Origin of the sequence: Paraglaciecola sp. 25GB23A, assembly GCF_040012495.1 — a bacterium.
Classification (GTDB): domain Bacteria; phylum Pseudomonadota; class Gammaproteobacteria; order Enterobacterales; family Alteromonadaceae; genus Paraglaciecola.
Genome location: NZ_JBDYKM010000003.1, coordinates 342,375 through 359,897 on the forward strand (window position 1 = coordinate 342,375; position 17,523 = coordinate 359,897).

Genomic DNA, 17,523 nt, shown 5'->3' on the forward strand with positions numbered 1-17,523 from the left:
ATTGACCTTTAGCCCGTATTAGTTAGAATTTCCGCGTATAAGAAAGATAAAAGCGAGTAAAAATGGCAAATTCAACAAAATGGAATGGCGAATATATTCATCCTTATGCTGACCACGGTAAAAAAAGTGAGCTAGTTAAAAAGGTGACAGTATCAATTCCACTCAAAGTTTTGAAAGTTTTAACCGATGAGCGCACCCGTCGTCAGGTTAATAACTTGCGGCATGCGACAAATTCAGAGTTATTGTGTGAAGCGTTTTTACATGCCTTTACTGGGCAACCTTTGCCAGATGATGATGATTTAGGTAAAGACAACGATCAGCACATTCCCAAAGAAGCCCGCCGACAAATGCTTGAAAAAGGGTTTGAAATTGATGGTGATGGGGATGGCGAGATAGATTAAAAAGAGGTAATCGTCAGAGGCAATATTTGCGGCCAAATAAGCCGCAAATACTATGCAAAGTTGCTTTGATAATCACCAACCCTTTAGCTGTAATCGTATTGGCCGCCCTTGGCCAAAGCTGCCTTGTAGGCTGCTCGGCTATGTATCTTTTTAACAAAAGCGGCGATGTGAGGATATTGTAGAGCAGCGCCACGGGCTACTGTTGCTTCCAAAGGAAAACTCATTTGAATATCTGCCCCAGTCATTTGATCTCCGGCAAACCACGGATTGTTTGCTAGGTGCTCTTCTATAAATTGCATATTTGCAGTGATATTGGGTCCAAAGTAACCGCCCATCACTTTATCTGCAATTTTGTTAGCAATCATTTTAACAAAAAACGGCTTAGCGTTAGTTCGCACTTTATCGAACACTAATTTCGCCACCATAGGTGGCATAAGCGAACCTTCGGCAAAATGTAACCAATATGTATATTGTCTATGGGCCTCCGTTCCTTGGGGGGGTAGCATATTTTTTTGGCCATAAGTGAAGGCTAGATACTCTATTATCGCCCCTGATTCAGCAACCGTTATCTCGCCATCGCTAATAACAGGCGATTTACCGAGCGGATGAACGAGCTTCAATTCTCTGGGTGCCAGATTAGTCACCGCATCTCTTTGATAGCGTTTGACTTCATAAGGCAATTCAAGCTCTTCTAACATCCATAAAATGCGCTGTGAACGAGAGTTATTTAAATGGTGGACGACAATCATAAATTTTCCTTTTAATCTTTAATATTCATGTTTACGCATTTCAGTTCAAAACAGACCAAAGCGGCCACTACTCAAGCGCTAAGCCTACCGCTAAGCCTTTTTCATTAACCTGCTCTTTTACCCACGCCCATAATTGTGGGTTAGCATTTTCTATCGCTGCATTTTTAGTCAAAATTTGTTTCACGGTAATGTGATGTTCAAGCCAACTTTGGCAACCATTATGCAAATTTTGTATTATGGGCATCAAGCGATCTATGGCTTTTGCAAATTTGGCTTCAGGGCTGCTGGCCTGCTCAAACTCTTCCCATAAAGCCAAAAAGCGAGCGCCTGTTTCGTCTGGCAATAAGGCAAACAAACGCACTGCGGCAGCATGTTCATTTGCATAGTCATCGTGATTTGCGTCGTAAGCGAACTTATCGCCTGTGTCGATTTCTACCACATCATGCAATAGCAGCATAGTGACTACGGTAAGTTCATTCACCGCCTCACTAGCGTAACGACTTAATGTCAGAGCCAACAAAGCAATTTGCCAGCTGTGTTCTGCGCTGTTCTCAAAGCGGTTTAAACCTAGAGGTTTAATTCGTCTTTCTACTGTTTTTAGTTTTTCAAGTTCAACTATAAAGCCAATAATGGCCTTAAATTCATCCATTTGAGTCATGTATTACCCTAGTACTAGTGTTTTTAGCGATGTTATTTTCCACTCGGATCTAAACTGGCATAATAAGCCGACAAATTTGCTATATCAGCATCACTCAAGCCACTGGCCATAGGTGACATTTGCATATTCTTACGTTCACCATCCCTAAACGCTTTTAATTGAAGAACTAAATACTGCTCTTTTTGGCCGGCTAAATTAGGATACATTGGGATCATCGAGACCCCTTTGCTACCATGGCAGGCATTACACGTGACCGCTTTTGTTTTACCAGCCTCAATATCGGCCGACCACGCACTAGTAGGAAAAAAAGTACTGGCCACTATAGCGGCGATAAACGTTAATTTTTTATGTAATATCATCTTAGACCTTAATTTTTTGGTTATTGGGCACTTAGTTACACTACTTGGGAAAGCAAAACACAATGAGATTAGACCATTCCTACGCAAATGAACTGAGTGAGTTGGTGACACCAGTATTACCTCAGGCCTTAAAGAATGCGCGAGTCGTGACTATAAATCAATCATTGTTAGATCAATTAGGTCTGCCATGGCATACACATGATGAGTGGTTAAAGGTCCTTTTTAGTGCTGCAAGCCCCTTAAATCAACATTCAGTCGCGCAAAAATATGGCGGCCACCAATTTGGTCATTGGAATCCCGACTTAGGTGACGGACGCGGCGTATTATTAAGCGAAGTCATCGCTCCTAATGGAGAGCGATGGGATTTGCATCTAAAAGGTGCGGGACAAACCCCTTATTCTCGATTTGCTGACGGCCGAGCAGTTTTGCGCTCTACTATTCGCGAATATCTAGCAAGTGAAGCCCTATTTCATTTAGGTATCCCAACCTCACGTGCTCTATGTCTAATCGCCAGTGATGAGATGGTCTATCGTGAGAAATCAGAACATGGGGCTATGATGATCAGAGTGTGTCAGAGTCATTTACGTTTTGGCCACTTTGAATATTTCTTTCATAGTCAACAGCTTGACAAACTCGAGCACCTATTCGATTACAGCTTTAAATACCACTTTACAGAATTGTCAGATAGCCCAGACCGATATGCTCTTATGCTTAGCAGGATTGTCCAAGACACGGCAAAAATGATTGCCAGCTGGCAGGCTTTTGGCTTTAATCATGGTGTGATGAATACTGACAACATGTCTATTCATGGTATTACCTTCGACTTTGGTCCCTATGCATTTTTGGATGACTTCGAACCTAATTACATTTGTAATCACTCAGATCCACAAGGCCGTTATTCGTTTGATAGCCAACCCGGTGTTGGCTTATGGAATTTGAATGCCTTGGCAATGGCCTTTAGCCCTTATTTAAGTCGGCAACAAATTACTGAAGTTTTGAACCAATACGAACAGCATCTATTAACTGAGTATGGCCATATAATGCGGGCTAAATGTGGTTTAAAGCCAAATAATGTTGATAATTCGGCCATCATTAATGAATGGTTAGATATGTTGGCAAGCGAGAAAAAAGACTATAGTGTCTACTTCAGGCTCTTATGTGATTTTGAGCCTAAGCTTGGCGTTAGCAGTTTACGAGATAGTTTTATTGATAGAACACGTTTTGACCGCTGGGCACAGCGTTTAGCGCATACATTGTCTGAGCAAAATTGGCCGCAAGAGCAACGAAGTGCAAGTATGAAGCAATATAACCCCAAGTTTGTATTACGTAATTATTTAGCTCAACAAGTCATTGATAAAGCAGAGCAAGGGGATTTCAGTTTATTTGAAACCTATCTAGTGGCACTTTCTCAGCCATTCGCAGATAATCCAGAGCTTGAAAAGTTTGCAGCCCCACCTCCTGACTGGGGGAAAACACTCGAGATATCTTGTAGTAGTTAGGCTGGTCACTGATAGTCATGTTTCGTACTTCTGTTATGATAAACCACAACACACTAGGAGATTAATGCCATAATGTTGCAGTATTTGTATTGGCCAACAAAGCCGAGTATCGGGCTTATGTCATTAATATTAATATTAATTTCGGGCTTTTCAACGTCCTTAGTTGCTGCGGATAAATCCCCTCTAATAGACGTTAGCCACAACGATACCAGTATTGATTTACGCAGCAGCATGACATGGCTAATTACCGATAAACAAACTCAATTGTCCGATGTGCAATCGTTGCAAAATTGGCAAACTCAGTTTGCGCCCCCTCGTTTAGAACCGCAGCAAAGTTTATGGGGTAAACTTGAACTCAATTTTCAGCACAACAGCCAGGACAATTATTTTTTAAGCATAGCTAATCCACAACTTAACTTTGTTGATGTTTATGTACTTGATGATAAGAGCCGTATCCTGAGCTCATATTTACTCGGGGCCAATCGAGAGTTTTCACAGCGCCCCGTTAATCACCGTTCATTTGTTATTCCTCTTACCGCAAACCAACAAGGCCGAATTAGTATTTATGTAAAGATTGTGGATGATGGCCCTTTAGTTTTACCCATCGAGCTATCAACTCAAACGTCTACTCTGGCGAAAGAACAATTTGTGTTTGTTTTTGTTGGTTTTCTGTGTGGCGGATTAAGTTTATTAGCGTGTTATTTTTTAATAACCTATGTATTTCTGCGCAGTCCAATACGCTTTTGGTTTGCGGTTTCTTGTGGTTTATATTTACTACTATCTCTTAATATTGGTGGTTTTATTAGCCAGCTCATTGGTATCACCGCGTATATCACCAATACAAGCAATGCCATATTTGGTCTGCTTCTGATCTCAGTTGCTAAGGTATGTTTTGCCATATTAGAGCGAGTACCTATTTTTTGGCGCTATTGCTCTTATTTCATCGGCTTTCTTAGTATTGCCACCGGATTACTCCAAAACACATATCAGCAAACTTACATCGCTACCGTATTAGCCTGTGTCAGTGGTGGACTCTTGTTAATTTTAGCCATCTGTTACCATAAAAAAGACAAGATTCTGCCAAACCTAATCGGTTTTATTGCCTTAACATTGGTCTCAACGACGAGTATTGTGCAACTTAGTTTTTTTCTTAACGGAACAGCAGTTGTCGCTTCTTTATCTTGGCTTTTCACCTTGGCTTCGGTCGTAGCAATTGTGATGATAGCCTTAGCGATTGAAGCCCATGAACGCGTATTGGTTAAACGTCAACAAATCAAGCAGCAAACCACCATTAGCGATTTACAACATTTTTATGACTTGTTTCGAAATTCAGCGGAGGGCCTTTATACTTCAACATTAGACGGTGGTCTGGTGACAGTAAATCCCGCTATGTGTAACTTATTTGGCTACCAAGATGAAACGCAGTTACTACAGTGCGTAAGTAACGCCAGTCAGTTTTATGCCGACCCACGAGATAGAGAATTACTGCTTGGTGAACTTCATCAACATGGCAAAGTCATTGGTAAAGAATTGCGCGGTTTACGTAAAGATGGCAGTGAATTTTGGTTTTCAATTTCTACGCAAATTAAACAAGAAAACGCTACTAAATATATGTTTGGTTCTATCTTTGATGTTACTGAACGCAAACAATCGAATATTAGTCTTGAATTTTTAGCCAGCCATGACTCATTGACGGGGATCTATAATCGTCGAGAGTTTGAAAAACGACTCAATGCAGGTTTAATTGAAGCGCAACTCAATAACAGCGAACTAACCTTGCTTTATATGGACCTAGACCAGTTTAAAGTTGTGAATGATACCTGTGGGCACAAGGCAGGAGATTTGCTGATCAAGCAGTTGTCGTTAAAACTGCAAGATGTTGTGCAAGGTAAAGGTGTTTTAGCTCGCTTAGGAGGTGACGAATTTGGGGTTCTGCTATTGGGTGATGCCGCCCAAATGGCTTATTTATTAGCCAATAAATTATTAAACACGGTAAAAGAATTCCGGTTTGTCTGGGAAAATAGAATTTTTACCTTAGGGGTTAGTATTGGCCAAGTACCTTGGTTTCAAGACATAAAGACTTCCGAACAGTTACTCAGTATGGCTGACTCTGCTTGTTATATGGCAAAGGAAATGGGTCGCAATCAAATTCATACCTACTCATTTCATGATAAACAAATGCAACGTTATGAATCAGAAATCACTTGGGTTTCAGACATTAATTACGCCCTGCAACACGACTGTTTCGAGCTTTATTACCAACATTATCAGTCGTTAAAAAACACCATAGAAGGCCATCATTATGAAATTTTGCTCAGAATGCGTGACCAAGATAAAAAAATCATTTCGCCTGGCTCATTTTTACCTGCCGCAGAGCGATATAATCTCACCTCCAAGATTGATCGGTGGGTCATTGAACATTACTTTAGGTGGTTAGCAGCAAACCCAGAACATAAGAGTCAATTACTGCGATGTAATATTAATTTGAGCGGTCATTCACTGGCTGACAAAGATCTAAAGCTATTTATTTTGAACGCCTTTGAAAAATATTCAATTCCCTACAAAAAGATCTGTTTTGAAATCACTGAGAGCATGGCGATCGTTAAAATGGATGAAACCTTGGAATTTATTAATACCTTCCATCGCTTGGGATGCTTGTTTTCACTGGACGATTTTGGCAGCGGTTTTTCATCCTATTCGTATTTAAAGTCCTTGCCCGTTGATCAAGTTAAAATTGATGGAAGTTTTGTCAAAGACATATTGGTTGATCCTATCGATATGGCGATGGTGAATTCTATCAATGACATTGCCAAGGCGATGGGCATAGAGACCGTTGCAGAATTTGTTGAATCGTCAGAAATATTAGTTGAACTGGGCAAAATGGGCGTCGATTATGCTCAGGGTTACGGCGTAGCTAAACCAAAGTCACTCAACGAATTTACTAATTTGGGCTAATTTGATGATTAAATTGCCTTGTAAATAATTTTAAAAGACCCATATAGGTGCAAGTAAAGTAATGATGTTTTTACTTAAGAGTCTAATTTTTTGAATACAACAACCTCTTCTCTATTTGAATATGTAAGTTCAGCTAAGCTACCCACCCGTTGGGGATTGTTTTATATCCACGGTTTTGTTGAAATTGCCACCCAACAAGAACATGTTGCCTTGTCTTTTGGTGAATGGCAGCCTGGTGACGTTATTCCACTTCGCATCCACTCAGAGTGCCTAACTGGCGATGCCTTGTTTAGTACACGCTGTGATTGTGGTGCTCAACTGGAAAAGGGCTTACAAAACATCGTTGACAGCGGTAAGGGCGTGCTCTTGTATTTACGCCAAGAGGGCCGAGGAATAGGTTTATTAAATAAAATACGCGCTTATAAACTGCAAGACAGTGGCATGGATACTGTTGAAGCAAATGAACACTTAGGTTTTGATGCCGACATGCGTGACTATGGCATTTGCAAATTAATGCTAGAGAAGCTTAAGGTAACAAGAGTCAATCTTATGACCAACAACCCAAAAAAGCGCAGAGCTCTCGAGTTAATGGGCATAGAGGTAGTTCTTCGCACCCCGATTGATCACGGAGTAACAGACGATAACCGCAGTTATATTCGTACTAAAACCGAAAAACTCGGCCATGAATTTGATCCCCACCTGCTTAAATGATACTTATTTTATCCTAGCTCAATCCTATAATATTAGTAGTGAGCTATAGTTGGCGTTATGCCCACCCTTAATCTTTTTCAACAATTTTAAGCTTCTATTCAGTTTTGGTTAAGGGCAAACGCCTTATAACTGTAGTTAAAGATTGTCATACAAAATTCATTGTCTGGCATTTGTTTAGGAAACTGATATGTCAAAACCAGCCATTAATATCAAATACTACCTATCTGTATTATCGATTTCTATCGCCTTAAGTTTGCAAGCGAATGTGTTACATGCACAAGTAACACAATTGAAAGCAGCCGATAACACGCCTTACACCAACAATGTACAATCAAATGAGCTGTCAGTTGAACTCAATCAAGCAGAACTTGACCAAATACTGGCTCCTATCGCTCTATATCCTGACACTCTGTTGTCACATATACTGGTCGCCGCCACCTACCCACTAGAAGTTATTCAGGCTGCTCGTTGGCGCTTAGCTAATAAAGATCTGGATGAACAACAAGCCCTTAATGCGGTGGAAGATAAAGACTGGGATCCCAGTGTCAAGGCCTTAATCCCTTTCAATGACTTACTGCAACGCTTCAGCGAAGATCTGAATTGGCTGCAAGCACTAGGTGACGCTTTTTTAAACAACGAAGAACAGGTATTAAGCAGCGTACAAACTTTGCGTCAAAAAGCCTATGCTCAAGGCAATCTAAACAACAACCAATACATTGAAGTAAGTCAAGAAAATGAACAAATCACCATTCAACCGGTACAAAAAGAAGTTATTTATGTGCCCTATTACGATACAAGAGTTGTTTATGGCCCTTGGTGGTGGGATTCATATCAACCTTATTACTGGAACCGTCCCTCCTACTATGTGCTGAATTCAGGCGTTTATTGGAGCCCTAGCTTTCATATCGGTCCAACCTTTTATTTTGGTGGCTTTAGATGGCGTGAACGTTATGTTTATGCCGATTATGCCTATCGTTCTCGGGCTTATAGATCATGGCCACACGACAGCAGACGCGTTGTAGTCAACCGTGAATACTCAAGATGGCAGCACAACGAAACCCATAGAAGAGGCGTACATTATACGACTAATGGCCAAGCAATCAGCCGCGATTATGGCAACTTAAAAACTAATCCTAATCGGTATGTCACCAATTCAACAGAATATTCCACGCAAAAACGTTCGCAAATTGATAAGCAGCGTGTATTGGATATTCAACATTATCAATCTGAAAAAACGCAGCAGCGCAATAAAAGTCTGCACGACGAAAAGCGTGCAAGCCAGATTCAACAAGAATTAAAAGTTAATAAATATGAAAAAGTAAATAACAATAAACAGCGTTTGATTGACCAAGCAAGTAGTCAGCAAAGGAGTCGAACTCAAGAGACAAAGCAGTATCAGGCACCTGTCACTTCAGCTCGCCAATCGCAGGTTCAAGAGCAGTCTCAAAGAGATAGTAGATCTTCAACTGACACCAACAGACAGCAAAAAACACAACAGACTCAGTATAAAAGGCAAGAACAGAGTAAATATAACAATACTAATAACACCCATCGACAACGAGAGTCATCACAAAAAAGTAATAGCAATAGTAAGACGAACTCAAGTTCAAACAAGTCGCACCAATCACAGCGACGGGTAAAGGAATAATCCACAAAAAGGTTTGTTTGTTCGATGACTCCTATTAAAGTTTAGTACCCACTAAATTATAATAGGAGTCATTATGCTGACTATCGAACGAGATGACTTAAGCGGTCTGCAAATTGCCGAACTTCTGCAACAACATTTGAACGATATGTATCGTGTTTCCCCTAGCGAATCAGTGCATGCCTTAGATTTAAGCAAACTGAAAGCCAGCAATATTAAGTTCTGGTGCGCGTGGCAAGGTGAAGTACTTCTAGGCTGTGGCGCACTGAAAATATTGAATACTTCTCAAGGTGAGATTAAATCAATGCGCACCGCTAACGGTCAATGTCGTAAGGGGATAGCAAGTCAGTTAGTCGATCACATTATTCGTGAGGCACATTGTTTAGGTCTAAAACAACTGCTCCTCGAAACGGGTACCCAAACTTTTTTCCATCCAGCACATCAGCTTTATTTACATAAAGGTTTTCAATTTTGTGGCCCTTTTGCTGACTATAAAGCCGATCCAAACAGCACTTTTATGCACTTGGACTTAACACAACTAAATTAATGCAAAGAAATAAGACGTAATATCGATATTTTCAAGCCAATACACCTTTAACTTTGCTAAAATACTCACCACTTTTCACCTTGCAAGTATGCTAATTTATGAAGTTTGAAGGCAGTCATATTCTCTCCGTTAATCAATTTAATCGCGACGCAATTGAAACAGTATTTAGCATTGCTAATCAAATGTTGCCCTATGCCAAACGGCAAAAACGCACGACTGTGCTTGATGGTGCGATATTGGGCAATTTATTTTTTGAACCCAGTACAAGAACGAGAGTGAGCTTTGGTTCAGCCTTTAACTTACTTGGTGGTGATGTTAGAGAAACAACTGGTATGAGCAATTCTGCGTTAGCAAAAGGTGAGTCACTATATGATACTGCCAGAGTATTGAGTGGCTATTCAGATATTATTGCGATGCGCCACCCTGATTCAGGTTCGGTAGCAGAATTTGCCGATGGCAGCCGTGTTCCGGTGATTAACGGTGGCGACGGCTCAAATGAGCACCCAACCCAAGCTTTGTTAGATTTATACACTATTCAAAAAGAATTGACCTACCATGGTGGTAATATTGACGGCATGCATATAGCAATGATCGGTGATTTAAAACATGGTCGAACCGTGCATTCACTTTCTAAGTTGTTGTGTTTATTTAAAAATGTACGATTTACTTTAATTTCGCCTAAAGAACTGGCCATGCCTGCGGCTATCATTGATGCCATTGATCAAGCCGGTCACCACTATACAATTAGTGAACAATTAGAAGGCTATCTTGATGCTGATATTTGCTATCAAACACGTATTCAAGAAGAGCGATTTCCCTCACAACAGGAAGCCAATCTTTATCGTGGGAAGTTTCGCTTGAATCAGTTAATTTATACTAAACATTTTCAATCTAAAACAGTCATTATGCACCCCCTCCCTCGTGATTCACGGGCTGAGGCAAACGAGTTAGATAACGATTTGAATTTAAACCCAAATCTGGCTATTTTTCGACAAACCGATAATGGTATTTTGGTCAGAATGGCGCTGTTCGCATTAACTCTCGGTGTGCACGATATTGTGCACAAATTTGATCGTGACGTGCATTGGCACGTAAAGAGCTAACTGTAATGTGCAAAGCACTTAGACGTCTCTAGACAAATTTAATTTTCATTGGCATTTGATGCCACAAATAAGAAGTCATTATGCAAAAATCAATCGATCTATTTCATCGCGCCCAGCAGCATATTCCTGGCGGCGTTAACTCACCCGTTAGAGCCTTTAAAGCAGTTGGTGGTACGCCACCATTCATCAGCAAAGCAGATGGCCCCTATATCTTCGACGTTGATCAAAAACGCTATATCGATTACGTGCAATCGTGGGGTCCCATGGTTCTGGGGCATAATCATCCAGCTATTCGCAATGCCCTGATTGAAGCCGCACACTTTGGTTTAAGCTTTGGCGCGCCTACCGAAGCGGAAGTAACTATGGCCGAGTTGGTCAATAAACTAGTGCCTTCAATGCAAATGCTCCGTATGGTTAATTCGGGCACTGAAGCGACCATGAGTGCGATTCGTTTGGCCCGTGGATACACTAATCGCAACAAGATACTCAAGTTTGAAGGTTGTTACCATGGCCATGCTGACTCCTTATTAGTTAAAGCGGGCTCTGGGGCACTCACATTTGGTGTGCCGAGCTCACCTGGCGTACCCGCTGATTTTGCTAAACATACCTTAACCGTAGAGTTTAATAATTTAGCTTCCGTCGCTGAAGCCTTTGCTCAGAATCCAGATGATATTGCATGTATTATTGTCGAGCCTGTCGCTGGCAATATGAATTGTATTCCGCCAGTAGAGGGCTTTTTAGCCGGTTTACGCGACATTTGTGACCAATATGGTGCCCTACTTATTTTTGATGAAGTCATGACAGGATTCCGTGTCGCGCTGGGTGGGGCACAACAAAAATATGCGATTACACCTGATATCACCTGCTTAGGTAAAGTGATTGGTGGCGGCATGCCGGTTGGTGCCTTTGGCGGTAAACGTGAAGTAATGCAATGTTTAGCCCCGGTTGGACCTGTTTATCAAGCGGGTACATTGTCTGGCAATCCCGTGGCTATGGCGGCAGGTATTGCTGCATTGACGGCGATTCAGCAAGAAGGTCTATATGAGCAACTTACTGAAAACACCAAAATGTTAGCAGAAGGGTTTAAGACCATCGCTAATAAACATGGCATTCCGATGACGGTTAATTATGCCGGTAGTATGTTTGGTTTGTTTTTCACCGATGTTGAAAGAGTGACCAATTATCAGCAAGCGACGCATTGTAATACGGTACAATTTAACCAGTTTTATCATGGCATGTTAGCTAATGGTGTTTATTTGGCTCCAGCCTCCTATGAGGCAGGTTTTGTATCCGCGGCCCACACAAAGGATATCATCGAGCAAACTTTGCTCATAGCTGATAAAGTATTGGCTGACGTTGCAGCCACAACCAACAAATAGCAAAGCATAACTCTGTCTTTGGAAGCACATACTTCCAAAGACAGTAGTCAGCAAGGGCCCACTGGATGAACAACACACTATGCTAGAACAACTTACTCACCCACTAACACTGGGTTTGCTTGTTATTATCATGGTCTATACTGTGTTGCTGGTGATTCTCTGGCGCAAAATACCTCGTGCTGAGAAACAGCTTCATCCCCTATTGGATCCTTCCTCAAGCAAGCTTGACGAACCTCAAGACGCAGAAACCATTCAACGCTTTAAAGATAAAGCGGATGAGTCGATGCGATTAAATCAAACTTTTCGTAAATTTGTGCCTAAGCAGTTTGTTGATCACTTTGCTAAACATGGCTCTTCGTCCTTAGAGCTGGGCCGCGCCGATGAAGACGAACTAGCCATCTTATTTTGCGATATTCGCGGTTTTACCGGGCTTTCAGAAAAAATGAGCCCGCAAGAACTAATGAATTTTTTGAATTCCTATTTTTTGCGCATGAATGATCCTATCCATCAAAACGGCGGTTTTATCGATAAGTTCATCGGTGATGCCATCATGGCCTTATTTGACCGACCGGAAGGACAAAACTCTGATAAAGCCCAAGATGCCATTCGAGCCGCACTCGATTTGCGTTACGCGATTAATATTTACAACCAGCATCGTAATAACTCTAAATATCCGCCAATCAATATCGGTATCGGCATTCATTTTGGTCCCGTGATCATCGGTACCGTTGGTTCAGATGACAGAATGGACACCACGGTGATTGGCGATAGCGTGAATATTGCTTATCGCTTGGAGGCACTTGCGCCTCTTTATCAAACCGATATTGTGGTAAGCGCGGCAACACTTGACGTTGCTGAAGCGAAACACCATTTTAGTTATCGAGTATTAGATTGGGTAAGAGTTAAGGGCCGCAGTTCACCTATCGAGATATATGAAGTGATTGATCACTTACCTATTGAATTGCAGCAACTTAAACTAGCCAATGCAGCCTTAATTGCAAAAGGTTTAAGTAGTCGCATACAACAAAACTGGCCAAAAGCTATAAGCTATTTCCAACAAGCACAAGCCATTAATCCTCACGATACTTTGGTTATTCATCACATTAACCAATGTCAAAAATTGCAGCAACTGCCATTAAAAAGTGATTGGGATGGGGCTATATTGCTTTAGTTATTTAGCTCAAGCAGGATTAACTTTTAGCTTGTTGCTTAATAAAATTCACTGAAGGAGCAAAAAAAGCACCACCTGTTTGTGCTGTCATATAATCAAGTAGTTTGTCATACATGCCTTGCTCTGTGCCAAAGATCATACTGCGCAACATCTTTTTAAAGGGTTGCGGGCTGTTTGCACAGCTTACAAACATACTGCCCTGTACTGACATGTCACCAAAGGGCATGCTGTGACGTAATAATTCAATTTTTTCCAGATTGTCTGCACTATAATGACTGCGTTTAGCATGAGAGTACTCCGCTAATTCACCCAAATCGAAAGAAAGGTTATTGCTCTTATTACAGCCCATAATATCTTCTTGATCAGACTCGTGCAGCAGTTGCCAAGTTTGCATATTAATTTGATAACGTTGCACATGGACATAGCTGCCCCCCGTAAAATCAGGATCATTGTCGTCTACCACCGCAATAGCAAACTTTTGCATGCCTTTTGGATTACTGACAGACTCCACAAAACCGGTCAATTCACGTCCGTCTAAATAGCGAAAACCTCTGACTTCTTCCAACAAATCAACATGAGGCTTTAACAGCTGACAAATCTCCATACCCAAGGCGTGACAAACATCCAAGCGATCAGCACGTATTTGGATAAATAGATCACCGGGAGAAACTGGCGCATTGCGGTCTTCACAGTGCATATCCGGAAAAGGCGCTAAGGCCTGAGGGATTAAACCGGGATAGAGTTCATGCCAATAATGCGCACCAATAGCAATAATACCCGAGACCATCGCCTCATAATATTCTTCATCAAAATGGGTGAATAACTCTAGAATATAAGCCAACTTGCTACGAATGGCTTGTTCTTCGTCATCAATCACATTAAAAATCAAGTACAAGGCATGCAAATTAGGCTCTGCGCATATACCTTTTTGAGCTTGGGTCATATCACGACTAATCTTTTAACTATCCTCTTCTAACTATACGTTATTATTGATATTTTTGAAGTTTTTAAGTATTTATTCCTCGCATAAAAAAACCCCGCTAATTGCGGGGTTATGGCCTTCCTGGCTGAGATACTCGCGAAATTTTAAGTCTCTCGAGTATCAATGGGTGATTATTATTATTATCCCATTATTTAAATATCAAGCTTAGTTACGTGTGATAGCGAAGTCTGGATAGGCTTCTAAGCCACACTCGCTGATATCAACACCTTCAAACTCTTCTTCTTCACTAACTCTGATACCCATTACGGCTTTAATGATAGCCCAAACAATTAAGCTAGCACCGAATACCCAAACAAAAATAGTAGCAGCACCGATTAACTGGCCAGTTAGTAATACACCGTCATTAGTAATAGGAACGAGTAACAAACCAAGTAAACCAACCACGCCATGCACAGAGATTGCGCCAACTGGATCATCTATCTTAAGTTTGTCTAAGGCCAGAATACTAAGTACTACTAGGATACCGCCCATCGCACCAAAAAGAGTTGCCTGTAATGGAGTAGGAGTTGAAGGTTCAGCAGTAATTGCCACCAAACCAGCTAAAGCACCGTTGAGGGCCATAGTAAGATCAGCCTTTTTGAACAATATACGGGCTAAGATAAGCGCAGCGACTAAACCGCCTGCTGCTGCTGCGTTAGTATTCATAAATACCACTGCAACACTGTTAGCACTTTCAACAGTAGCGGTAGCTAATACTGAACCACCGTTAAAACCAAACCAACCCATCCACAAGATAAATGTACCTAAAGTCGCCATAGGTAAGTTAGCACCAGGAATCGCGTTAGTTTTGCCATCAGCACCATATTTACCCTTACGAGCGCCTAATAACAATACACCCGCTAATGCAGCTGCTGCACCGGCCATATGAACAATGCCAGAACCTGCAAAATCTGCGAAACCTAAATCACCTAAGGTATACATGCCAAACACAGGCTCGCCACCCCAAGTCCAACGACCTTCCATTGGGTAGATAAACGCTGTCATGACAACAGCAAAAGCAAGGAAGGACCACAATTTCATGCGCTCAGCGACTGCCCCAGAAACAATAGACATTGCTGTTGCAACGAATACTACCTGGAAGAAAAAGTCAGCTGATGGAGCATAGGTTGCGGGCTCTTCAGCTACGCCGGTTGCGCCATCACCAGTGATGCCTGAAAGAAACATCACAAACTCATCGCCACCGTACATGATTGAGTAACCGCAAATCATGAACATGATGCAAGAGATTGCATACAAAGCGACGTTTTTAGTTAATATTTCAGTGGTGTTTTTAGCACGAACCAAACCGGCTTCTAGCATAGTAAAACCAGCTGCCATCCACATCACTAAGGCACCGCAAATTAAAAAGTAAAACGTATCGAGGGCGTAACCCAATTCAAATGTAATTTCCATGATTCTCTCCTTAACGACTAAATGGCTTCGCCATCGATTTCACCGGTACGAATACGTACTGCATGTTCTAGGTCATAGACGAATACTTTACCGTCACCTATTTTTCCGGTTTTAGCTGAACCCACGATGGCTTCAACTAAACGGTCAACGTGATCGTCTTGAACAGCGATTTCAAGCTTCACTTTGGGCAAAAAATCGACTTGATATTCTGCACCGCGGTAAAGTTCTGTATGACCTTTTTGACGACCAAAGCCTTTAACTTCGGTAACAGTCAAACCATCGATTCCTATTTCGGAGATTGCTTCGCGTACATCATCAAGCTTGAAGGGCTTAATGATCGCAGTTACTAATTTCATGGTGTTGCTCCCAGTGTTTTTCAGTGTTTTATTGATTTTTTATTGCAAGTCGCTGCATTACATAGAACAAGACCTATGCCACAAATAAAAAACTATATATTTCAATTACATAAATGAAATGAGTCAGCAAAAATAGTTTTTTATTGCACGGTTTTGGTTCGCAATACACATTTCACCCCAAATTGGTGCAATGCACTGGTATAAGAGATGAATTCATTCTTAGCAGATAAATATTCGTCAAAAAAAGTGACATCCAGTACACTTGTAATGGGATGTCAGCTAATTACCTTAGACATGCGCGGTGAAAGTAATCATCAGATGCATATCTATGCATCAAACGGAGGGGCTATGCACTATGAAATTACGAGCCAAGATTCAACAGCAACGATTCGATTTGAAGGTTTAATTACGGCCTTAGATTTAATTTTTATGATTCAGGACTCAAAGTATCGTCAAGCCTTGAAAAACAATCGTAATTTATTTTGGGATTTTAGCCGAATTTCTGGCTCTCAGCTTACCGCAGAGGATCGACAGGGTTTAGCTCTTTTAGGTAAGCGCGATGCCGAACAAGTGAGCGACAGACATCTGGTGATCTTATCGGCGTTTGCAGAGTCAGAAGGTGTGGGCTTATTGCTAAAAGACATTTTTGTCAAAAGCAGTTGGCAAGTCACTGTAGTGCAAACAGAGGCGGAAGCGCGTAAACTTTTACAAACATAGACTGTGACCAGCGAGGGGAACTTTATGCTTTATTGGAGCTCTATGCTTGATACTTTTATTCTGGACAGGTCGACTCGATAAGTGCTCAATAACCAAAATCGTAGATTAAGCCTGATCGTACTTGTTTCCATTTCACTTCATTTAGCTCTGTTTACCTTGCTTTATATAGGCAAGCATAAGCCTATTGTTAGCTTGGAAAACCCGCCGATTATTCAAGCTGAATTATTATTTGTAGATACCGCCTCGTTTGTGCCGGTGGAGGAGTCTTTACCAGCGGATGATGAACAAACGCCAAGTGCCGTAGAGACAGAAATACCAAAGGAAATCACCGCGCCAGAAGAGCAAGGCCTAGAACCTGAAAATTTGGCCCTTCCTCCTGAACTCGACCCAGTAAAAGAGCCCATCAATGATGAATCAAAGGTTGAAGAGGCACCAGAGCCAGAGATTGAATCACCACCAGTCAATGACACCCCACCGACGTTTGCAGCTTCAGACGAGCAACAAAATAGGTTTCAACAACCTGTACAAGATGTAGCAAAAAGCCAGTTGAATTCTTATCAACAAAGTCAATTGAACAGCTTAGCTGCGCAAGCAGCAAGTGAATATAGGCAACAGCGAGACCATCCAAAGTTAGGCGCCACAGAAAGCGATTCATTTTTAACTGAAGCAGAACGATTCGAACAAAAAGTCACCACGAGTGTTGATTGTAGTTCAGCATCTAGTCAAGCTTTAGCCACCGTGGCCGGCTTTATGGGCGGTAAGGTAAAATGCAGTGAACCGCCGCCCTTTGAGGCATTTATTCAAAAGCGCTTGAATAAGACCGCAGAATTGCCCGCGATGCAAAATCAAGATAATAGTAATCAACCTTAGTTAAGCTT

General features: G+C 41.5%; 17 protein-coding genes. 11 read left to right on the plus strand and 6 right to left on the minus strand.

Annotated features, from left to right (window positions below; genetic code table 11):
* The first annotated feature begins 62 nt into the window (after nucleotides 1–62).
* Nucleotides 63–401 (plus strand): met regulon transcriptional regulator MetJ, encoded by a 339-nt coding sequence (gene metJ, locus ABKW31_RS08790; RefSeq protein ID WP_348615953.1) that lies wholly within the window; start codon nucleotides 63–65, stop codon nucleotides 399–401.
* Between the two features lie 83 nt (nucleotides 402–484).
* On the opposite strand, the gene ABKW31_RS08795 is transcribed toward metJ, so the two are convergent.
* The 3 genes from ABKW31_RS08795 to ABKW31_RS08805 form a co-directional block, all read right to left on the minus strand.
* On the minus strand, nucleotides 485–1,150 hold the full coding sequence (locus ABKW31_RS08795; RefSeq protein ID WP_348615954.1) for a glutathione S-transferase: 666 nt from the start codon (nucleotides 1,148–1,150) through the stop codon (nucleotides 485–487).
* A gap of 67 nt (nucleotides 1,151–1,217) precedes the next feature.
* On the minus strand, nucleotides 1,218–1,808 hold the full coding sequence (locus ABKW31_RS08800; RefSeq protein ID WP_348615955.1) for an HD domain-containing protein: 591 nt from the start codon (nucleotides 1,806–1,808) through the stop codon (nucleotides 1,218–1,220).
* Between the two features lie 32 nt (nucleotides 1,809–1,840).
* Entirely contained in the window at nucleotides 1,841–2,167 is a 327-nt protein-coding gene (locus tag ABKW31_RS08805) for a cytochrome c (protein ID WP_348615956.1), read from the minus strand.
* A gap of 62 nt (nucleotides 2,168–2,229) precedes the next feature.
* Between ABKW31_RS08805 and ABKW31_RS08810 the strand changes: the two genes are divergently transcribed.
* From ABKW31_RS08810 to ABKW31_RS08845, 8 genes are all read left to right on the plus strand, one after another.
* On the plus strand, nucleotides 2,230–3,666 hold the full coding sequence (locus tag ABKW31_RS08810; protein WP_348615957.1) for a protein adenylyltransferase SelO: 1,437 nt from the start codon (nucleotides 2,230–2,232) through the stop codon (nucleotides 3,664–3,666).
* A gap of 117 nt (nucleotides 3,667–3,783) precedes the next feature.
* Nucleotides 3,784–6,621, plus strand: coding sequence for an EAL domain-containing protein (locus tag ABKW31_RS08815; protein ID WP_348615958.1), 2,838 nt, complete (start codon nucleotides 3,784–3,786; stop codon nucleotides 6,619–6,621).
* A gap of 90 nt (nucleotides 6,622–6,711) precedes the next feature.
* On the plus strand, nucleotides 6,712–7,332 hold the full coding sequence (gene ribA, locus ABKW31_RS08820; RefSeq protein WP_348615959.1) for a GTP cyclohydrolase II: 621 nt from the start codon (nucleotides 6,712–6,714) through the stop codon (nucleotides 7,330–7,332).
* Nucleotides 7,333–7,519: 187 nt separating this feature from the next.
* On the plus strand, nucleotides 7,520–8,980 hold the full coding sequence (locus tag ABKW31_RS08825; RefSeq protein WP_348615960.1) for a DUF3300 domain-containing protein: 1,461 nt from the start codon (nucleotides 7,520–7,522) through the stop codon (nucleotides 8,978–8,980).
* Nucleotides 8,981–9,053: 73 nt separating this feature from the next.
* On the plus strand, nucleotides 9,054–9,524 hold the full coding sequence (locus ABKW31_RS08830) for a GNAT family N-acetyltransferase (RefSeq protein ID WP_348615961.1): 471 nt from the start codon (nucleotides 9,054–9,056) through the stop codon (nucleotides 9,522–9,524).
* A 98-nt stretch (nucleotides 9,525–9,622) separates the two neighbouring features.
* Nucleotides 9,623–10,627: an aspartate carbamoyltransferase gene (locus tag ABKW31_RS08835; RefSeq protein ID WP_348615962.1), complete on the plus strand. Its 1,005-nt coding sequence runs from the start codon at nucleotides 9,623–9,625 to the stop codon at nucleotides 10,625–10,627.
* A gap of 80 nt (nucleotides 10,628–10,707) precedes the next feature.
* The gene (gene hemL, locus ABKW31_RS08840; RefSeq protein ID WP_348615963.1) at nucleotides 10,708–12,006 is read left to right on the plus strand and encodes a glutamate-1-semialdehyde 2,1-aminomutase; all 1,299 of its coding nucleotides are present in this window, start codon (nucleotides 10,708–10,710) and stop codon (nucleotides 12,004–12,006) included.
* Between the two features lie 79 nt (nucleotides 12,007–12,085).
* Nucleotides 12,086–13,177 carry an adenylate/guanylate cyclase domain-containing protein gene (locus tag ABKW31_RS08845; protein ID WP_348615964.1) on the plus strand — a complete coding sequence of 364 codons (1,092 nt, stop codon included), beginning with the start codon at nucleotides 12,086–12,088 and terminating at the stop codon, nucleotides 13,175–13,177.
* Nucleotides 13,178–13,196: 19 nt separating this feature from the next.
* Here the strand turns inward: ABKW31_RS08845 and ABKW31_RS08850 are convergent, their stop codons facing one another.
* From ABKW31_RS08850 to ABKW31_RS08860, 3 genes are all read right to left on the minus strand, one after another.
* The gene (locus tag ABKW31_RS08850; protein ID WP_348615965.1) at nucleotides 13,197–14,120 is read right to left on the minus strand and encodes a Dyp-type peroxidase; all 924 of its coding nucleotides are present in this window, start codon (nucleotides 14,118–14,120) and stop codon (nucleotides 13,197–13,199) included.
* A gap of 204 nt (nucleotides 14,121–14,324) precedes the next feature.
* Complete coding sequence (locus ABKW31_RS08855) at nucleotides 14,325–15,572, minus strand: ammonium transporter (RefSeq protein WP_348615966.1); 1,248 nt, start codon at nucleotides 15,570–15,572, stop codon at nucleotides 14,325–14,327.
* 17 nt (nucleotides 15,573–15,589) lie between these two features.
* Complete coding sequence (locus ABKW31_RS08860; RefSeq protein WP_306024307.1) at nucleotides 15,590–15,928, minus strand: P-II family nitrogen regulator; 339 nt, start codon at nucleotides 15,926–15,928, stop codon at nucleotides 15,590–15,592.
* A gap of 207 nt (nucleotides 15,929–16,135) precedes the next feature.
* Between ABKW31_RS08860 and ABKW31_RS08865 the strand changes: the two genes are divergently transcribed.
* The gene (locus tag ABKW31_RS08865; RefSeq protein WP_348615967.1) at nucleotides 16,136–16,645 is read left to right on the plus strand and encodes a hypothetical protein; all 510 of its coding nucleotides are present in this window, start codon (nucleotides 16,136–16,138) and stop codon (nucleotides 16,643–16,645) included.
* An 81-nt stretch (nucleotides 16,646–16,726) separates the two neighbouring features.
* Nucleotides 16,727–17,515, plus strand: a complete 789-nt coding sequence (locus ABKW31_RS08870; RefSeq protein ID WP_348615968.1) for a hypothetical protein — start codon at nucleotides 16,727–16,729, stop codon at nucleotides 17,513–17,515.
* The last annotated feature ends 8 nt before the right edge of the window (nucleotides 17,516–17,523 follow it).

Excerpts from the sequence above, each read along its gene's own strand:
- ABKW31_RS08805 (WP_348615956.1), bottom strand. The coding sequence starts at position 2,167 with ATGATATTACATAAAAAATTAACGTTTATCGCCGCTATAGTGGCCAGT.
- ABKW31_RS08810 (WP_348615957.1), top strand. The coding sequence starts at position 2,230 with ATGAGATTAGACCATTCCTACGCAAATGAACTGAGTGAGTTGGTGACA.
- ABKW31_RS08845 (WP_348615964.1), top strand. The coding sequence starts at position 12,086 with ATGCTAGAACAACTTACTCACCCACTAACACTGGGTTTGCTTGTTATT.
- ABKW31_RS08865 (WP_348615967.1), top strand. The coding sequence starts at position 16,136 with ATGAATTCATTCTTAGCAGATAAATATTCGTCAAAAAAAGTGACATCC.
- metJ (WP_348615953.1), top strand. The coding sequence starts at position 63 with ATGGCAAATTCAACAAAATGGAATGGCGAATATATTCATCCTTATGCT.
- ABKW31_RS08850 (WP_348615965.1), bottom strand. The coding sequence starts at position 14,120 with ATGACCCAAGCTCAAAAAGGTATATGCGCAGAGCCTAATTTGCATGCC.
- ABKW31_RS08825 (WP_348615960.1), top strand. The coding sequence starts at position 7,520 with ATGTCAAAACCAGCCATTAATATCAAATACTACCTATCTGTATTATCG.
- ABKW31_RS08795 (WP_348615954.1), bottom strand. The coding sequence starts at position 1,150 with ATGATTGTCGTCCACCATTTAAATAACTCTCGTTCACAGCGCATTTTA.
- ABKW31_RS08830 (WP_348615961.1), top strand. The coding sequence starts at position 9,054 with ATGCTGACTATCGAACGAGATGACTTAAGCGGTCTGCAAATTGCCGAA.
- hemL (WP_348615963.1), top strand. The coding sequence starts at position 10,708 with ATGCAAAAATCAATCGATCTATTTCATCGCGCCCAGCAGCATATTCCT.
- ABKW31_RS08855 (WP_348615966.1), bottom strand. The coding sequence starts at position 15,572 with ATGGAAATTACATTTGAATTGGGTTACGCCCTCGATACGTTTTACTTT.
- ABKW31_RS08815 (WP_348615958.1), top strand. The coding sequence starts at position 3,784 with ATGTCATTAATATTAATATTAATTTCGGGCTTTTCAACGTCCTTAGTT.
- ABKW31_RS08860 (WP_306024307.1), bottom strand. The coding sequence starts at position 15,928 with ATGAAATTAGTAACTGCGATCATTAAGCCCTTCAAGCTTGATGATGTA.
- ABKW31_RS08835 (WP_348615962.1), top strand. The coding sequence starts at position 9,623 with ATGAAGTTTGAAGGCAGTCATATTCTCTCCGTTAATCAATTTAATCGC.
- ABKW31_RS08800 (WP_348615955.1), bottom strand. The coding sequence starts at position 1,808 with ATGACTCAAATGGATGAATTTAAGGCCATTATTGGCTTTATAGTTGAA.